This is a genomic window from Snodgrassella sp. B3800, assembly GCF_026535865.1.
Lineage (GTDB): Bacteria > Pseudomonadota > Gammaproteobacteria > Burkholderiales > Neisseriaceae > Snodgrassella > Snodgrassella alvi_E.
This window is the reverse complement of the sequence record NZ_JAFNPH010000002.1, coordinates 33,860-51,942: the sequence shown is the minus strand read 5'-3', so window position 1 is coordinate 51,942 and position 18,083 is coordinate 33,860. Positions and strand designations below refer to the sequence as shown.

Genomic DNA, 18,083 nt, shown 5'->3' with positions numbered 1-18,083 from the left:
TTGAAGAAACGAAATAGACGCAATGTTGTTTATTGGTGAATTCGTGTGCGAATAGTGGAGAAAAAGTGGAACAGATGCTGTTTTTATGTTATTTGTATAAAATAAATATAGAATATACAAATTACGAAAAATGATTATTCGAGTTAACCCTAAGCCTATAGATTATTTGGTTTTAAACCGTTTCATATTTGTATGGTGGCCTTTCTTCTGGTATTTTATTTTAAAGCAGCCTATAAAGGAAACAATAATTTACATCTATTCTCTGATTTATTTTTTATCTATTTTGTTAATTTTTGTTTACTATATAATACGTGATCTGAAAAAAGGGGCATTCTGCGAACATTTTCTCGAAATTACGGCGAAATTTGTAGATGAAAAATCAGAATTTAATCACACTCGTTACAAATGGCAGCAATTTTATACTGTCAGTAAAAAATATAATGTTATTTTTTTGTTTCTGAATAAGGAAAAATTTTATTACCCGCGTAAATTTTTTTATCTGCAGAGGAAAGACTTTTCCAGTAAGGCTGAGTTTGATGCCTGTTTTGAAATCTGCCTGATCTATTTTGAGCGCTCACGGTGGAATAGACCCGTAAATTATAATAATTGAATAATGACAGGAAAATTAGTAATGATAATCAGTAAAGCACGTGGTTATTACTGACTTTGAGGCTGGATAAATATTCACGAATAAGTGCGCTATTGTAGCGTAGTACAAAAAAAAGAACCCAGCATTTAAATTTATAAGCCTGAATGTAGGAGAAAAGCTTATAAATAAAATCGCCGGGACAGGGAAATAAATAGCTTAGATATTAAGTGTTAGATTATCAAAATATCTATCTTTTGTCTACAAAAATTTTCTAATCTTAACGAAATAAATTATATATCCGATGTCTATATAAATTTATATAGACATGAATTTAGCTTAGGGTAGTGATGATAAGTGGTACGTGAGAGTTGATGTTTTAGGAATAAAGTATAAATTTGTTTTGTTGGCTGATGCATGGAATAAGCTTAATTCCGCTGTGAGCCCGTAAGATAAATGTTTGGTGCAAATGGGATGGTATTGGAAGATTCTTAATCTGTTTTGATTTAAGGTAAGAGTGTTGCTTTTATGCAGTTGGCTAGCCAAGTATATGAGAGTTTTCAGCCTAGGCTGTGAATTGCTTTTTTCTGCCTGAAAATTATATTTATTAAGAATAAACTATTTGGATATGCATTTATATTGATATTTTGTTGTTAATTTTAGTCTCAATAACTAATTTGTTAATTTGTCAAGCAGTGGCAGTGGATATGACAAATTAGGCAATTTATTTTCATTGTGGGTATACTGATTGAAATTATTAATGATTTCTAGGCTGAAAGTGTCAATATATGCCTATTTTGTCCGGAAAAATGACGCTTGAAAAAGTTGCCAGTGAACACAGGCAAAGTATTCTGGCTTTCAGTGCAGGAAAAGATTCGATAGCGGCGTATCTGGCCATCAGGAAGCGTTTCGCAGCTGTTTATCCGTATTATCTTTATCTGGTGCCGGAGCTGGAATTTGTAGAAGAACAGCTGGAATTATATGAACAGCAATTTGGATTTAAGATTACCCGTTTGCCACATCCTGCGCTGTATCAGATGCTGCGGGCACATGTATTTCAGCCGCCGAAGCATACTGCTGTGATAGATGCAGCCGGCTTGGCAGATTTTGGTTATGCCGATATTCGGCTGATGATGTGTGGTATGTTTGATCTACCGCCGGATACACCAGTTGCTAATGGTACCAGAGTTGAGAAAAGGCCTAAGCAGCGGCTGAGTATGCAGCGGCATGGGTCGATAGTAAAAAGCCAATTTCAGTATTATCCGGTTTGGGATTGGAAAAAGCAGGATTTGCTGCACTGCTTCAAGCGCAATCATGTGAGACTAGGCAGTGATTATCAAATTTTCGGCTGTTCTTTTGATAGTTTGGATTTACGTTTTTTGCTGCCAATAAAGAAGTTTTATCCGCGTGATTATCAAAAAATCCTGGAATTTTTTCCATTGTGTGAGCTGGAGATTTTTCGTTGGGAGTGCACTTTTGGTAATAAATAAGAATGCCGAGGAGTCTGAGCAATCAGTGTGGTCTGATGCGGATGATGGCAGGCAAAAAATGAATAAAAAGGCCGCTTTCACCCCGCGTAATGTACAAACTGGCCAGCGTGCAGACAAAGAATCTCTGGCGCAGCTTGAAAATTTGCGGCAGGAATTTGAACGTGTCAGCAAGATGCCACAGCAATTGCGTCAGCGAGTGACGGATAGTGAATATTGGTGTGCAGTTTGTTTTCAGACGCGGGAGCAGTTAATGGCTTTCCTGAAGGTGCTGGACATTCCGGCGAAGGAGAATAAATATGTTGACGGTTTGGTACTGGCACAAAAGATCGGTATAACGTTGCCGCCAGCAGAGGTACGCTTTCGATTATCTGACCATGTGGATAAGGATTTTCTGGAGCTGACAGAGAAATGAGACTATAGCTACATGATTCTGGTTTTACGGCAGCCCTTGGCCAGAGCAGGGCTGCTGTGTCTGAGTACTATTATAGTGCAGTAAGTTTTTCCCATTCTTTGCTTAGCCGTTTGGCTGAAACTGGATAGGGGGTTTTGAGTTCCTGTGCGAAGAGGGAAACACGCAGTTCTTCAAGCATCCAACGAAAATCAGCAATGGCTAGAGGGATTGGCTGATTTTGTTGCTGATACTGACGAATCTTTTCCTGCCATATATCTGTGAGTGCCTGAATATCTGCCTCACGTGCACTATCGCGGGCAGGGTTACTACCATATTTATCCATACGTCTAAGCATAGCTTGCAGATAGATGGGCAATCGTGGCCATTGTTTCCATGGTGTGGCACTGGCAAAACCAGGATAAATCAGGCTGTCCAGATGCTGACGCAGCAGCGAGGATAGAGGATGTCTACCCAGATGGCTACTGACTTCGCCATAGGCTAATGCTGTTTGCAGCGCATACTGATTAAGTGCCTCTTTTACGGCCGGTAGGCGGCTGCGCGCTCGTTTCAACTGTTCTTTAAAGGCTTTTTCATCTCGTGGCAGCTCATCTTCGCCAATCAAAGTGCGATCCAGTACGGCATGGGTCAGGTCTGCACGCAGGGTATCAGCACCAAGGTGTTTGAGCAGCATGGCTATCTGGGTAAAGTCGGGCAAGCCTTTGTTGAGATCCTTTACCTGTTCTTTTAATTGCAGGCTCATCAGTGCAAGTACGCCGTTGTGATGAGCCTGTTGGGCGGCAGCAGCGGTATCAAACAGACGCAGGGAGATGCTGCCGTCTTTTTGCTGCTGTAAACCGAGATAGCCGGTGAGTTGCTGCTGAGCGCGTGCAAATCTGATGCTTTCCGGTAGTTTGCCGATGTCCCAGCTGGTAATGTTGTCGCGTTCGAATTCGTTGCTGTTATCGCGGAAAGTGACCGCAGCAGCCTGCCCGAGCTGTTGCTGTAATGCATTCAGGTCACGGCCGCTGGCCAATTCTGTGCCGCTGTCGTCTATTACCTGAATGTTGAAATAGCAATGGGCGGGTAGCTGTTGGCTACGCCAGTGTTCGATATCGATTTGGTTGAGCAGGCGCATATCGCCGGCGTGACGAGCGATGGCATGTGCCAGCTGTGGCAACAGTGGTGCATTGGTATCGGGTTCGCTGTAGAGAAAAGCGGTAATGAAGTCCGGCACCGGTACGCAAATGCGGCGAATTTGTTTGGGCAGGGCTTTAATGAGTAATTGCAATTTTTCCCGAATCATGCCTGGTACTAACCATTCCAACCGTGCCGCACTGATGCGGTTGAGAAGGGGCAGCGGTACGGCTACTGTGACGCCGTCGAATGGATGATGTGGTTCGAAGCGGTAGCTTAGGGCACAGCGGCCGTCTTTGGTGTTGAGATATTCAGGGAACTGGCTTTCGGTAATATTACTGGCAGCATGCTGCATGAGGTCGTCACGGCCAAGATACAGCAGTTGTGGGTTTTCGACTTCTGCTTGTCTGCGCCAGTGTTCAAATGTACGGATGTCAGCCAAAGGCAATTGCCGACCTTGTTGTTCGACAGTAGCAGGCAGGCGCTGGTCGTAAAAAATAAACAACGCTTCAGCGTCTACCAGTACATCCTGTCGCCGTGATTTGTGTTCCAACTCGGTGACTTCTTCTATCAGTTGCCGGTTGTGGCGGAAGAAGTCGGCTTTGAGGTCGCATTCTTGTGCCACCAGCGCGCCGCGAATAAAGATTTCGCGTGCTTCTGCAGGGTTAATGCGTCCATAGGATATCGGTCGGTGCGGCAGGACGGTTAGACCGTAAAGAGTAATGCGTTCGCTGGCGACGACTTCGCCGCGTTTCTGTTCCCAGTGTGGTTCGAAGTAATGATGGCGCAGCAGATGCGGGACTTCGGTTTCAATCCATACCGGTTCAATTTTGGCGACATCGCGTGCATAAAGACGAGTGGTTTCGGTTAATTCGGCAGCAATAACCCATTTGGGCTTGCTTTTAAATAAAGCTGAAGCCGGAAACAGATGGAAATGAATGCCGCGCGCACCGGTATAATCGTGTCCTTCGGGACTTTTTAAGCCGATATTAGCTATCAGGCCGGTGAGCAAGGCTCGGTGAATCTGCTCATAACTGGCCTCTTTTGCTTTTTGCCGAATCTGGCGCTGTTGGCGACGGACAATTTGCTGCTGCCTGAGTTTGGCAGCTAAATCCTGGTCACCGTTTTGGTTGTGGGCAGAATGAGTGGAATTTTGCTCAGGTATCTGACGGTAGGCAGTGGCTTTATCTGTCAGCCCCATATCAATGGCAATCTGAGCCAGCTGATGGTGCAGCTCGCGCCATTCGCGCATACGTAGATGCGAAAGGAAATATTGGTGACACCATTGTACCATCTGCCGGTTGGACAAACCTTTGTCACGCTCGCGCTGATATGAATCCCAGATATTTAGATAGGCAAGGAAGTCGGATTGTTTGTCTGTGAAGCGTTCATGTGCTTTAGCTGCGGCATCACGCGCTTCCAGCGGCCGTTCGCGCGGATCCTGAATAGATAGTGCGGCCACGATAACCAGCATTTCGGCAACACATTGCAGACGTTTTGCGGCCAGCAGCATGCGGCTGATGCGCGGATCTATGGGTAGATGCGCCATCTGTTCGCCTAATTTGCTTAAGCGATAGTGTTCATCTACTGCACCCAGTTCGAGCAGTACCTGATAGCCATCATTGATATAACGTTGGTCCGGTGCCTGTAAAAAGGGAAAATCATTTACATTACCCAGTTTAAGGCTAATCATACGGAGAATAACTGCGGCGAGGTTGCTGCGGATAATTTCCGGATCGGTAAAGGCGGGGCGCTGGTTGTAGTCCTCTTCGCTGTACAGTCTGATACAGATACCGGCCGCAACGCGGCCGCAGCGGCCGGCACGCTGGCGTGCAGCAGCTTGGCTGATGGGTTCGATATGTAGTTGTTCTACTTTGGCACGGGCAGAGTAGCGTTTTACTCGCGCCAGACCGGTATCAATCACATAGCGGATGCCGGGTACAGTAAGAGAAGTTTCGGCTACGTTGGTGGCTAATACGATGCGGCGCTGACGGCCGCTGGGATGAAAAATTTTGTGTTGCTCGGCCGCAGACAGGCGGGCAAACAAGGGAAGTATTTCATCATTGCGGCGCAGTGGTGATTGTTGTAATGCATGCGCAGCTTCGCGGATTTCGCGTTCGCCGGGCAGAAATATCAAGATATCACCCTGACCTTCGCGTGCCAGCTCGTCTGCTGCATCGACGATGGCGTCGTTGATTTCCATTTCGGCATCATCCGCATCAATGCTGTGCAATGGGCGATAACGGATTTCAACCGGATAGGTGCGGCCGGATACTTCGATCACCGGTGCTGGCTGGCCGTGAATGGTAAAGTGCTGGCTGAAGCGCTCGGCATCGATGGTAGCGGATGTGATGATTACTTTTAGGTCGGGACGACGTGGCAATAGCTGTTTTAAGTAGCCCAGCAGAAAATCAATATTGAGACTACGCTCATGTGCTTCGTCGATGATAATTGTATCGTAAGCACTGAGGAAACGGTCGGTCTGGCTTTCAGCGAGCAGAATACCGTCTGTCATCAGTTTAATGTAGCTTTCGGGAGCGGTTTTGTCGTTAAAGCGCACTTTATAGCCGACACTGTGGCCAATCTGGCTATGCAGTTCCTCAGCGATTCTTTCGGCAACGGAGCGTGCAGCAAGCCGCCGTGGCTGAGTATGGCCGATGAGACCGGCTACGCCACGGCCAAGCTCGAGGCAGATTTTCGGCAGCTGGGTGGTTTTACCAGAGCCGGTTTCGCCGCAGACAATAACCACCTGATGTTGGCTGATGGCTTGTTTGATTTCTACTCGTCTTTCATGTACCGGCAGGGTGTTATCGTATTCCGGAACAGGCAGATGTGCCTGTCGTTGTAGGTACATCTGGTGTGAACGCTGATAACGCTGGTTAACTTTTTCTTCTCCGCCGAATCGGGCAGGGTTTTTACTAGCACGTTGTAGGAAGTGGCGGTCTTTGCTCAGGATTTGGTTGAGTTCGTATACAGACATGGCACAGATACTGCCGGAATATAATTAGATATGCGTATTATAGCAAATCTGTCTATTAAGCTTGTTTGCAGGGATTTTATGGCTGTATTGCGGTTTGAGCCGAAACAAAGACAAAGACAAAAAGCAACTGTTTAACAGTTGTAAAATTTGATTTTATAAAAATTAAACAGGCTGAGTCAGACGGTGATGCACAGTGTGAACGGCCAGAAGCAAAGATAAAAGCAGGGCTGAGGCTGCACATCTTTTGTAGAAGAGGGCAGCTGCTTAGGTATTGCAGGCAATTATCAGTGCCGGCTGTGTTGTTGTCGTAGTATTTTTACGCCAATCATGATAGATACGCCAAATAGGAATGTGCACACCAAACCCAAAAAAATCAGCATAATACGTGCCATGGACATGCGTACCGCTGCATCGTCTCCCATAAACAGCCAGATAAACCATGAAGCCAGTATGACAAACAAGACTACCATGCCAATAATTAAAGAAGTTTGTTTGCGAGACTGAGGTGTTTTGGTGTTTTGCATAATTAGACCTGCTACAGATGATGGATGACGAGAGGTTTGCCTTTGTGGCTTAAAACTTCGGTATCCAGATTAAATATGGTTTGAATATTATCGGCGGTAATTATTTTATCCGGTGTGCCCTGCATAACAATCTGTCCTTCTTTCAAGGCGACAATATGGTCAGCATAGGCGGCGGCCATATTAATATCATGCACCACCATGACAGTAGATAATCCCTGTTCGCTGGTGAGCTCACGTAGCAGCCGCATCAGTTCGCGAGCATGATACATATCCAAATTGTTGAGCGGTTCATCTAGAATAACATGTTTAGTTTGCTGGCAGAAGGTCATTGCCACCAATGCCCGCTGACGCTGGCCGCCGGACAATGCACTGAGATAACGCTGTTGCAATTCTTGCAGCTCAAAACGTTGTAATGCTTGATCGACAATCTGCTGGTCTGTGTTGGTTATACGCCCTTGATTGTGCGGATAGCGGCCAAATAGCAGTAAATCGCGTACGGTAATTCGGCTTTGAATGTTGTTCTCTTGCGACAATATTGCCAGCTTTTGCGCAATAGCATTGGATTTGTCACTGCTCACATCTAGCTCATCAATGTGGATGCTGCCTTGCTGTAAAGGTTGCAAGCGTGCTATCAGGGAAAACAAAGTAGACTTACCGGCACCGTTGGGCCCAATTAATGCGGTGATGCTTTTATCCGGTATATCAAGATTAATATCACGCAGGATGGTAGCGCCGTTGATACAATAGTTAACATTTTTTATGGAAATCATCTTGCTGTCCGGTTAAGTCAGTAAAGCAATACGCTGTTGAGGTGGCGAGCTCAGGATTGGCGTTTTAATGCCAACCATAGAAACACCAGACCACCGCAGAATTCTATAACCACACTCAGTACGCCCTGCATGCCTAGTACGTGTTCGAATATCAGCTGCCCGCAGACCAGTATCAGCGCCGCCATCAGAAACGCAGCCGGAATCCGCAGCCGGTGTGTCATGCTGGGAGTACAGGCATTGACCAGTGCACAAATCAGTAGCCCAAAAAAGCTCACAGGTCCCACGAGTGCTGTGGAAACGGAAACCAGCAGCGCAATCCACAACAGAATATTGCGGCTTAGGCGCGGATAATTGATCCCAAGGGCAATAGAAGCGTTGCGTCCTAGCATCATGACATCCAGCTGATAGCGCATGCGCCATATCCAGATGGTGCTGATTAGCATCACTGTGATGCCAATCACCAGCATACTGACATTTACTGAAGTAAACTGGGCAAAATAGCTGGTCTGAGCGACGGTAAATAGGGTAGGGTCTATCAATCGTTGCAGCAGACTGTTGAAACTGCGAAACATCACGCCGAATATTGTGCCGGTAAGTATCAGCCGCGCCAGATCACCATTGCTGTTTCGAGTTAGCGTACGAAACAGTAGTAAGGAGGCAGCCATCATCAATGGTGCTTCAATGGTAAATTTAGTTAGAGCACCAATGCTGGCGTATCCCACTGCACCAAAGATAAAGAGTGTCAGTGTCTGTAGGAGGAGGTAAAGTGAATCGTACCCCAGCAGACCCGGCGTCAGAATGGGGTTATGGGTAAGTGTCTGGAAAAGTAAAGTAGAAACACCGACTGCATAAGCTACAGTCAGCAGCATCAGCAATTTCTTGCCGCGCAGTTGTAAAACAAAATCCCAGCTCCCTTTTACACCGTAAGTCATAAACAAAACGCTGGCAACTATCAATAATATTCCGAGCACGCCGAGAAAACGTGCACCAGAACGGGGCGACGGCATGGTATGGTCAGGTTGCATGTACGGTAGGCTTTCTAAACAGCAGATACAGAAAAATCACGGTACCTACGATACCAAAGATAAGTGATACCGGTATTTCATATGGCGGATCAATGATGCGGCCGATAATGTCGCATACCAGAAGTGCATTGGCGCCCATTAGTGCTACTGACGGCAGATTCTGCCGTAAGCGGTCTCCTGCCAGACGGGAAACAATATTTGGTACTACTAGCCCGATAAACGGAATCTGGCCAACTGTAACAACAACGATGGCTGTAATCATGGCCACTGTGATTAGAGAAATCCACATCATCTGTGCATAGTTTATGCCCAGACTGGTGCTGATATTCTGCCCCAATCCGGCGATGGTGAGCCGGTCAGCTAGAAAATAGATAACCAATGCCATCAGACCAGTAAGCCACAGCAGCTCATAGCGTCCAGCCAATACCGCCGAAAAATCACCGGCAAACCACACAGCCAATAATTGCAAAGTATTGGTTTCCACACCGATAAAGTTAACCAGCGCTTCGATAATACTGCCGTAGATGATGCCGATTAACGGTATCATCATCTGCCGATGTGGCGGTAATCTGCGAAACAAAAATAAAAACAAAGTCATGCCCAACAGGGCAACGATGCTCGCACAGCTCATTTTCGCCAGCTGAGTGGCCTGAGGAAACCAAATGGATACCAATAAGATTCCCAGTGCTGCACTCTGGGTGGCACCAACCATATTTGGTTCAAGAAAACGGTTGCGTAAAACGATTTGTAGCACCATGCCGGCTACAGCCAGTGTAGCACCGGTAAGGATAATCGCCAGCGAGCGAGGCAGGCGGCTGTATAGCAGCAGAGAGCGGGTATCGCTGCTACTAAATACATCACTCCAGTGAAAAGCGGCTGCACCGATACTGATGCTGATAATCAGTAATAGTGGCAGCAACAGTATATTGATAGCGTTTATCTGGGAAGAACGAAACATAGGGCAAACAAAGATACAGACAACAGGTTTTCGCTATTGCCGCTATTAAATGCGGCAAAGCGAAACCTGAAGGCTGTGAACGAATAATACTTAGTTTTAGTGTGTGAAAGCAGCCTTGATATTGGTTAAGTCGGTTTTCATCTGCTGCACACCACCGGCGGCAAGATAAGAGGCACTGCTTAAGTAGACAATATGATTTTCTTTCCACGCTTTGGACTGTCGTACCAGATCATTGTTGAGTACAGCCTGTGCGGTTTTGCCTTCCTCACCTATGGCTGCGGTGCGGTCAATCACAAATATCCAGTCCGGATTGGTTTTCTGTACATATTCAAACGAAACAGACTGGCCGTGCGGGGAGGCCGGAATATTGGTATCGGCAGCAGGTACTCCGACTTGTGTGTGTATCCAGCCAAAGCGTGAAGAAGGACCGAAAGCAGAAAGTTTACCGGCATTCACCATCAGAATCAGGCCAGTACCCTTTCCTTTGGCCGCCTGCTGCGTTTCAGCTAGCAGATTCTGAATGTCATCATGCAGTTTCTTGGCTTCAGCTTCTTTTTTAAACAGTTTACCGTAGGTATCAAGCATTTTCATGCCATCACCAATCAGATCCTGTCCGCTGTCTGTCATATCCATGGTTGGCGCTAGAGCCGCTAATTCATCATATTTAGGTGCCGTACGTCCGGCAATGATAATCAGCTGAGGTTTCAGCGCATTGAGTGCTTCCATATCGGGCTCAAACAAGGTACCGGTGTTGTTTACGGTTTCCAATGTTTGCTGCAAGTAAGGTACCAATACTTTTTTCGGCGCACCGGTTACCGGTACTTTCAAAGCCTGCAAATCATCCAGGGTGGCCATGTCAAATACCACAACTTTGGAAGGATTTTCTGGTACTTTCATTTCACCGCGTGCAGTGTTTACAGAGACAGTGGGGCCACTAACAGCAGCTCCTGAAGCAGTTGTATTACTGGCAGAACTGTTCTGAGTGTTTTTTTCGCCGCATGCGGAGAGAAGCGATAATGCCAGTATAGATAAAGCGAGTGGTTTCCAGCAGGATTTAAACATTGTCTGAATTTCCTATCATTATTGTTTGCATTAATTATACTGCCTGAATCAGAGGCAGGTCATATTTCGGTGTAAACGCCTATTTTTCAATAAATCGGTGCCGTGCTTCGTGATAACTTTCTTCTGTTTCGCCATGGCGCCAGTATGGGACTGCATAATGGCGTTGTGGTGGTAATTGCCATTGGTTACGCAATAAATCACGCAGCGGTCTGACCATTTCAGCTTCACCAGCAACCCAGGCAAAATCATCTGCACACAGGGGTGGAAAACCGGACACTTTTTCTATCAGTGCCGGAATCTGACTTAAACTGCCATAAAACGTATGCAACTGCATATTGGTGGGCAGGTTTAGAGTGGTTGGTAAATCACTGGCATCTGGCAACAGTAAAACTACATCACCACAGGCCTCCTGCTCAATATCAGACAGCAACGATGCAATCGCTGGTACAGCCGTAATATCGCCAACAAATAAATAACGGGTAGCCGCTTTCAGCATCGGATTCGGGCCTCCCGGTGATGAAATCCCGATGATGTCTCCCGCACGAGCGTGTTCTGCAAATGCCGAAGCCGGACCATTGTCACCATGTTTCACAAAATCAATACTCACCGTGCATGCCTGAGCATCATAATCTCGGATGGTATAAGTGCGTACAATCGGCTTATTGTCTGGATCGCCCCATTTAAAACCATGGCCGGAAAATTGCGGTAGTTGCGGCGTAGTCTGCTCTGCGGACGCCAGAAAAATCTTGATATGGGAACCGTTAAACTGATGCGGATAATCAATCAATTCGTCACTGTGCAAAACCAGCCGGCGCAGATTGGGACTTAGATCGATAATATCTTGTACCCGAACCAGATAAGCTTGATGAGGTGACCGTTTATTCATTATTGTGGCCTGATTGAGGGGTGAAAAAGAGTTAGTTGCAGGCTTTTGCCAAACATGCTGCCATGGTTTTCTTGCGGATAAACTTTGTATTTAACGCTTAAATCAGTATGTTGCTTCAATTCATCCGCCAGCTTTCTGCCCAAATTACCTTGTCTGGCGGTTTGTTCGTTACGCATCCGAATTCGGGCGGCTACATGCGGATTTTTAGGAATTTTTTTGGGCCTGAGCTTACTATTGAGTATTAAAAGGCTGCTGCCAGAAAAATCAACCTTACGCTTCAGCATTTCCGCTGCTTCCTGCTGAAGTAAATCGCCATGCAGCCACACAGACGGGTCTGCTGCAATATAGTGTTGAAACAGATTAGGCTGAGTAAATATAGTATGCAGTACCAGCAGCCCGCCATAAGAATGGCCCCACAGCGTTTGATTATCCAGATTGACTGCCACTCTCATCTGTACAGCCGGCATAACCTCATTCTGTATCATATCCAGAAATATATCGGCACCGCCGTTGATTCTGCTGGCATCGAGTGGGTCGGTATTGTTGTCTTCCGGCGCAATGGTGTAGTCGTAGGCGCGTGCCCGCACATCAAAACGTTTATCAGTTGCATAACCTAGCAGTACCAATACTGGAGGCTGAGGCTGCCGTGCCAGTATCTGCATGTTTTCAGGAGTTAGAAAAGTCAGTACGGCATTTCCGTCCAGCGCGTAGAAAACAGGGTAACCCCCGGCAGGAGGCTGTTGTGCAGGAATTCCGATGTAAATGCGGTACTGGCGCTGTCCGTCTGTAGATGTAAGCGGCAGGGTTGTAAAATGATAACCACTATTTTGCTGTTGCAGCACAGCAAAATCAGCACTTTCATTCAGATTAGGCTGGGCTTTAGCTGTATTGTGCAAGATTAAGGCCGTAAAAAACATTAATAAAAAAATGATAATCTGGCGCATATTTAATCTTTCCGTCAGTTGATTGGCTTTACTCAACATATGGAGACAACAAGACGGTAGCGAAGTAAGATTAGGTTGCTGCATTGCAAAAAAAGATGAAAGAGTACTTAATTAACACACCAGATCAGGATTTTGGTTAAATCTTTCAGATAATCAATAAATTATGTTTACCTTTGCTGATGGGACTATTCTTGATTATTTCTAAATAATAATCATTACTATTTATAAATATAACTTATTTGAACATCGAAGTCACGTGAAAACCAAATATTTTTTATCAGGCTGCCACATTGACAACCTGATGCTTCAGCATAATCAGAAAGAAACTTTCATATTGCCCCACACTGCACGTCCCCGTTCGTTATAAGTGTAGGCCGTACCGCGTAAAGTAGAAGCATAGATGCGCTTATTGAATATATTTGACATCCCTGCGCGAACATTGATGTTTTTATTCACCGCATATCCGGCTGAAATTCCCCAGATACCATAGCTGCCCATTTCTTCGCCACTCAGGCCAACTGTACCTTGTCCACCATTGCCAATCCCTGCTTCTACCGGATTGACCGGCACGGTACGTGGTTTCTGTCGGCCGTAATAGGTATAAGTCAGCAACGTATCCCATTTTTCCGTAGGTGCCCAAGCCAGAGAGGAATTAATTGTATATTTGGGAATAATAGATAACGGATTACCGGTTTCCTTGTTTTTGGAATTAAACATATAAGTAAAATTATTTACCCATTTCCACTGTTTGGAAAACGGCAAAGTAAAGTTGCCTTCCAGTCCCTCTACCAGCGCTTTACGTGTATTGGTCCATTCAAAATAATCATAGCCACCGGGGCGGGCACTGATTCCGGTACTTCCGGTGAAAATGATTTGCCGTCCGGCTTCAATCTTATTTTTATAATCATTACGAAAATAAGCCAGCGAAGCCAGATAGCCATTTTTGCTAAATTCAAAGCCAATTTCCTTATTTACACTGGTTTCCGGTTTTAGCCTACTATTACCAATCAAGTAGCAACCGCGGCCACTGCCTGAAGAAACAGCACATCCGTTACCTTTACTGTACAGCATATAGCTGTCTGTACTTTGATACAGATTAGGTACTTTGTACGCTCGTGCGATACCACCTTTGAACAGCCAGTTTGGATGCAACTGCCACGACATATTGATTCCGGGGCTAACATTACCGCCAGTTTTATTATTATGGTCATAGCGCAGCATAGGTACCACTTTCAACTGTTCGGTCAGACTGATATTGTCTTCCACGTAGCCGGCCCAGCTACTAAGCGATGGCGTGTGATTAGCCGCAGCTGGGTACACAGCATTGGGCATAGGAATGCGGCGCAGACCGTCAGGATCATTCAGCTTATCGTGCTGATATTCTGCACCCATAGTTAAAACATGCGGTACCCACAGAGTAAAAGGAATGTGAACTTCACCAGCCAGCCGCTTGGTAGTCAGGACACTGTCAGCATAGGTGATATCTTTCGTTCCTAAATCTTGACACAAACCTTCCGGTCCACCCGCAAGCGCCTCAGAACAATGGCTATTAGTAGTTTTATCATATTGCGCCACCAGCTTGCTATCACCCCAATCCCATGCGCCTTCATGGGTGAGAGCAAAACTTTGCCGATATACACGGCGCGTTTCCTTACCATATAAACTTTGCGTATAATCGGTTTGTACATTATTTGGCCCATCGCCATTGTAGCGGTTACCCTGCCTACTATACGTGGCATCGAGCGTTAGAGTTTGTGCCGGAGAAAGGCGCCATGCCAGCCGGCCGCCCACATCCTTATTCAGTAGACCCTCTTGACCGGCTACCAAAGATTTGCTGCCTTTGTCTCCCGAACGTTGATTGATATAGGGAGAATCAGCATCAGTACTGTTTAAATTGCCATAAAGGCGAAACCCCAGCACATCCTTAATAATAGGTCCAGTTAAATCAAAACCTATCCGATGGGTATCGCCTTCTTCTTTATCGGCAGGCAGATTCATAAATGCATTAATAGCACCGTGGTATTCATTACTGACTTTTTTTGTCACAATATTCACCACCCCACCGGCAGCACCCGAGCCATAACGGGCCGCAGCCGGACCACGGATTACCTCTATAGACTGTATTTCAGCTGTCGGCACCCAGTCACTGTCGCCGATGGTGTCGCGCTCACCGCGCCAGCTCATGCGTGCACTGTTGCGTGAGGTTACTGGGCGGCCATCAATCATAATCAGAGTGTTTTCCGGCCCCATTCCACGAATATCAATTTGCCGTTTATTACCATGCTGGCCAGATGCTGTATTGCCAGTAAGATTAACCCCCGGCATTGTCCGTACTAGCTCAGAAATGTCATTCACTGGTGGTCTGCGTTCAATATCTAGACTATCAATTTTTGATACACCAAGTGATTGTTTAACTTGCTGTTCGGCTGTGACATAAATATCATCAAGTTTGGCGCCATCCTGTGCATACACCATACCGCCGGAAAAGAGTAAAGGTAATAAAGCCAGTTTGAAAGAAGGGAAAGGAGACTGAGACATACAATACAGAAAGAGTTTATAATTTGTTAAAGGTGTGAATGATAATTAATCTTGTTATTACTTTCAATTAAAACTATCTTTAACTAACTAAAAACTACAAATTCATACCTATATATAATAATAATTGCTTTTAGTTACATAAAACTGTTGAAAGTGACAAAAATTGACACCTTAAACTCAAAATGTAAGCTGATTCGAAGTTAACATCAAATTACTTAGTAAATTTCTAAAAGCAAACTATGCACTACTTAATTTTAATAAGGCTAGTACACATCTTTTTAAAGAATAAAAATAGAAGTCTATAAACAGCTAATACGAAAAATAAAATGTAATAAAATCATATGGTAAACAAAATGAAGAAAAAAATTATCCATTTTTATCAATACGCTGCTCTATGGATCACCTTATCCATAGCGCTACCCCTACACGCGGAAACTGCAGCTATAGACAATTCTCCTCCTGCTAATACAGTTATTGCTATACCTGCCTACGAAACTTGTACAGGTACGCCTTGGCCGGATATCGCATGGATACACGTTCATGATAATGAAGAAACTGCTCGACGCACTGCATTGATTATCTTAAATCAAATGCAGCAAGGATGTTTATTGGATTTGCGCCATGGCGGCAGCCGCGAAATCATCATCCATAATCAGCAGTTCAGCTTTCACTTTGACCCAAATAGAATTTTTACTGCAAACGGACGAAAAACAGCACTAAAATGTAGTAAAGGCAACTGCGCACTAATCTTGCAGCAGCTGAGTGCGGCGGCTGAAAATTTCCTGCAACAGTATTTAAGCCAGAAAAAACTGATTATTGCAGTGCATAACACACACACAGCCGGACTGTCCGTAAGAAACTATATGCCGGGTAACTCCATGGCTCAAGACGTGAGTCAGATAGCCATTAGCCCGAACAAAAACCCGCACGATTTTTTTTATGTAACAAGTGCACAAGCCTTTAATTTTTTTGCCAATCATAATTTCAATGTGGTTTTACAGAATAATCAGACAGTGCGCGATGATGGTTCATTATCAGTCTGGGCCGCGCAGAGACAGATTGATTACATCAATGCTGAAGCAGAAATGGGGCACACAACAGATCAGCTGGCCATGCTGGAAGCCGTATGGGCGTATATGAAAAAATTTTATCTGTAAAAATTTCAGTGTGATTAGCTTAAAATAAAACATAACTTATATTTTTTGCCGTATAAGTTTATGATTTACCAAGATATAAAATTAAATCAATTATAAGGTAATCAATGACTAAAAATATCAATAGCTAAATTACAGACAAGTTTAAATATAAATAGTTTATGAAAGTTATTATAAAATATAATATCATTTAATAAATATTTTCAATATTATGAATATTTAGAAAAATTCATTCATCTAATCAAATATATTATGAATAAATTACAAGCTAAAGGCTTTACACTAATTGAAATAATGATTGCGATCGCTGTAATTGGTATTTTGGCAGCTATTGCGGTGCCTTTATATGCAGACTATAGCGCTCGTGCTCAATTAGCCGAAGGTGTTAATTTAGCTGGAAATTTAAAAGCTCAGGTTTTAGATAATATGCAGCACCAACGCTGTAGAGCTCAGAATCAATCTGAATATCGTTATACAGGTAGATATGGTATTGCAGAAATTAGTACTGAATTTCCATTGAGTAATGTTCAAAATTCAGTAAGCGCTCAAACAGGATGCCAAATTAAATACACTGTATATTCACAAAAAGCTTCCTCAGTATTAATTAACCGTTATATGGTAGTCGATGTACTTGCCAACGGTACTCTGAAATTTAATAACGGTACAATTGATAAAAAGTATCTGCCCAAATCTTTGAGTTAATTATTAATTGAAAATATAAATTGTTAGGATAGCATCAAATTATTGATAGCTTGTAAGAAATTAATATTTTAGCCAATAAAATACTTATTGAAAGACGGAAAAATAAGCTCTGTTTATATTGTCAATGCAATTACAATTTAACAATTTTTAATTGGAATTGCTTTATCCATTTCGTAGTATTTGAAAATATATTCTTTTAGTGAATTAAAATGTTTTGATATCTAAAAATTTTTATATTCAGTAGTTTGTGTTTTGAGACAAATAATGTGAAACATTTTGGATATTTAGTTAATCTACATATAATTATCTTTACTTAATATAAGATAAAAAATGTTAAATAATAGTTTATGGCATGATATTTGCTATATCCTTTTAATGTGTAATTAGGTTATTCACTGTTTTAACTGGAGACTCAAATGAAAGCATTCCAAAAAGGTTTTACATTAATCGAATTGATGATTGTTATTGCGATTATTGGTATTTTGGCAGCCATCGCTGTACCTGCTTATTCTGACTACATCGCTCGCTCTCAAGCATCTGAAGCTTCTAGTCTGGCTGCCGGTTTGAAAACACAGATAGTAGATAACATGCAAAACAATACTTGTGATTCAAATAATCAAGCTATAGATGAGCAAAAAGGTAAATACGGTACTGCAAAAATTGCAGGATCCGTAACAATGACCTCTGCTACTTCAGCCATGGGTGATACAGGTTGTACAATTCTGTATACTGTAAATAGTACCGGTGTTTCTGCTGCTATTAAAGGTAAAAAATTAGAATTGTCTGTGTTGAAAAATGGTTCATTAAAGAAATCAGCAGCCGGTACAGATATGGATGAAAAATATATACCTAAAGCTTATTTATAATTTTTGTTAAGATACAACATAAAGCCACCGATGGTGGCTTTTCTATATTTCTAAATAATAAATGATTACTCTT

Annotated in this window: 14 protein-coding genes; 5 read left to right on the top strand and 9 right to left on the bottom strand. The window is 43.8% G+C overall.

What is annotated here, in order from left to right; genetic code table 11:
* Nucleotides 1–1,374: 1,374 nt before the first annotated feature.
* Nucleotides 1,375–2,076, top strand: a complete 702-nt coding sequence (locus J3U64_RS04230) for a phosphoadenosine phosphosulfate reductase (RefSeq protein WP_267408421.1) — start codon at nucleotides 1,375–1,377, stop codon at nucleotides 2,074–2,076.
* 58 nt (nucleotides 2,077–2,134) lie between these two features.
* Nucleotides 2,135–2,488 (top strand): hypothetical protein, encoded by a 354-nt coding sequence (locus J3U64_RS04225; RefSeq protein WP_267408420.1) that lies wholly within the window; start codon nucleotides 2,135–2,137, stop codon nucleotides 2,486–2,488.
* A gap of 70 nt (nucleotides 2,489–2,558) precedes the next feature.
* Here the strand turns inward: J3U64_RS04225 and hrpA are convergent, their stop codons facing one another.
* The 9 genes from hrpA to J3U64_RS04180 form a co-directional block, all read right to left on the bottom strand.
* Nucleotides 2,559–6,581, bottom strand: a complete 4,023-nt coding sequence (hrpA, locus tag J3U64_RS04220; RefSeq protein WP_267408419.1) for an ATP-dependent RNA helicase HrpA — start codon at nucleotides 6,579–6,581, stop codon at nucleotides 2,559–2,561.
* Nucleotides 6,582–6,865: 284 nt separating this feature from the next.
* A complete protein-coding gene (locus J3U64_RS04215) occupies nucleotides 6,866–7,105 on the bottom strand; it encodes a hypothetical protein (protein ID WP_100151674.1) in 240 nt (79 codons plus the stop codon).
* Between the two features lie 11 nt (nucleotides 7,106–7,116).
* Nucleotides 7,117–7,875, bottom strand: coding sequence for an ABC transporter ATP-binding protein (locus J3U64_RS04210; protein ID WP_267408418.1), 759 nt, complete (start codon nucleotides 7,873–7,875; stop codon nucleotides 7,117–7,119).
* A 50-nt stretch (nucleotides 7,876–7,925) separates the two neighbouring features.
* Nucleotides 7,926–8,882 (bottom strand): iron chelate uptake ABC transporter family permease subunit, encoded by a 957-nt coding sequence (locus tag J3U64_RS04205; protein WP_416384979.1) that lies wholly within the window; start codon nucleotides 8,880–8,882, stop codon nucleotides 7,926–7,928.
* 7 nt (nucleotides 8,883–8,889) lie between these two features.
* Entirely contained in the window at nucleotides 8,890–9,858 is a 969-nt protein-coding gene (locus J3U64_RS04200; protein ID WP_100157206.1) for an ABC transporter permease, read from the bottom strand.
* A 96-nt stretch (nucleotides 9,859–9,954) separates the two neighbouring features.
* Entirely contained in the window at nucleotides 9,955–10,920 is a 966-nt protein-coding gene (locus tag J3U64_RS04195; protein WP_267408416.1) for a siderophore ABC transporter substrate-binding protein, read from the bottom strand.
* A gap of 79 nt (nucleotides 10,921–10,999) precedes the next feature.
* Nucleotides 11,000–11,806, bottom strand: a complete 807-nt coding sequence (locus J3U64_RS04190) for a siderophore-interacting protein (RefSeq protein WP_267408415.1) — start codon at nucleotides 11,804–11,806, stop codon at nucleotides 11,000–11,002.
* Complete coding sequence (locus tag J3U64_RS04185) at nucleotides 11,806–12,750, bottom strand: alpha/beta hydrolase (RefSeq protein ID WP_267408414.1); 945 nt, start codon at nucleotides 12,748–12,750, stop codon at nucleotides 11,806–11,808. The genes J3U64_RS04190 and J3U64_RS04185 overlap by 1 nt, the downstream gene beginning before the upstream one ends.
* Nucleotides 12,751–13,065: 315 nt before the next feature.
* Nucleotides 13,066–15,288, bottom strand: a complete 2,223-nt coding sequence (locus J3U64_RS04180; RefSeq protein WP_267408413.1) for a FepA family TonB-dependent siderophore receptor — start codon at nucleotides 15,286–15,288, stop codon at nucleotides 13,066–13,068.
* 353 nt (nucleotides 15,289–15,641) lie between these two features.
* Here J3U64_RS04180 and J3U64_RS04175 point away from each other — a divergent pair, with 353 nt between their 5' ends.
* From J3U64_RS04175 to J3U64_RS04155, 3 genes are all read left to right on the top strand, one after another.
* Nucleotides 15,642–16,445, top strand: coding sequence for a hypothetical protein (locus J3U64_RS04175; RefSeq protein ID WP_267408412.1), 804 nt, complete (start codon nucleotides 15,642–15,644; stop codon nucleotides 16,443–16,445).
* Nucleotides 16,446–16,694: 249 nt separating this feature from the next.
* Nucleotides 16,695–17,144, top strand: coding sequence for a pilin (locus J3U64_RS04165; protein WP_100157201.1), 450 nt, complete (start codon nucleotides 16,695–16,697; stop codon nucleotides 17,142–17,144).
* Between the two features lie 416 nt (nucleotides 17,145–17,560).
* The gene (locus J3U64_RS04155; RefSeq protein ID WP_100157200.1) at nucleotides 17,561–18,010 is read left to right on the top strand and encodes a pilin; all 450 of its coding nucleotides are present in this window, start codon (nucleotides 17,561–17,563) and stop codon (nucleotides 18,008–18,010) included.
* The last annotated feature ends 73 nt before the right edge of the window (nucleotides 18,011–18,083 follow it).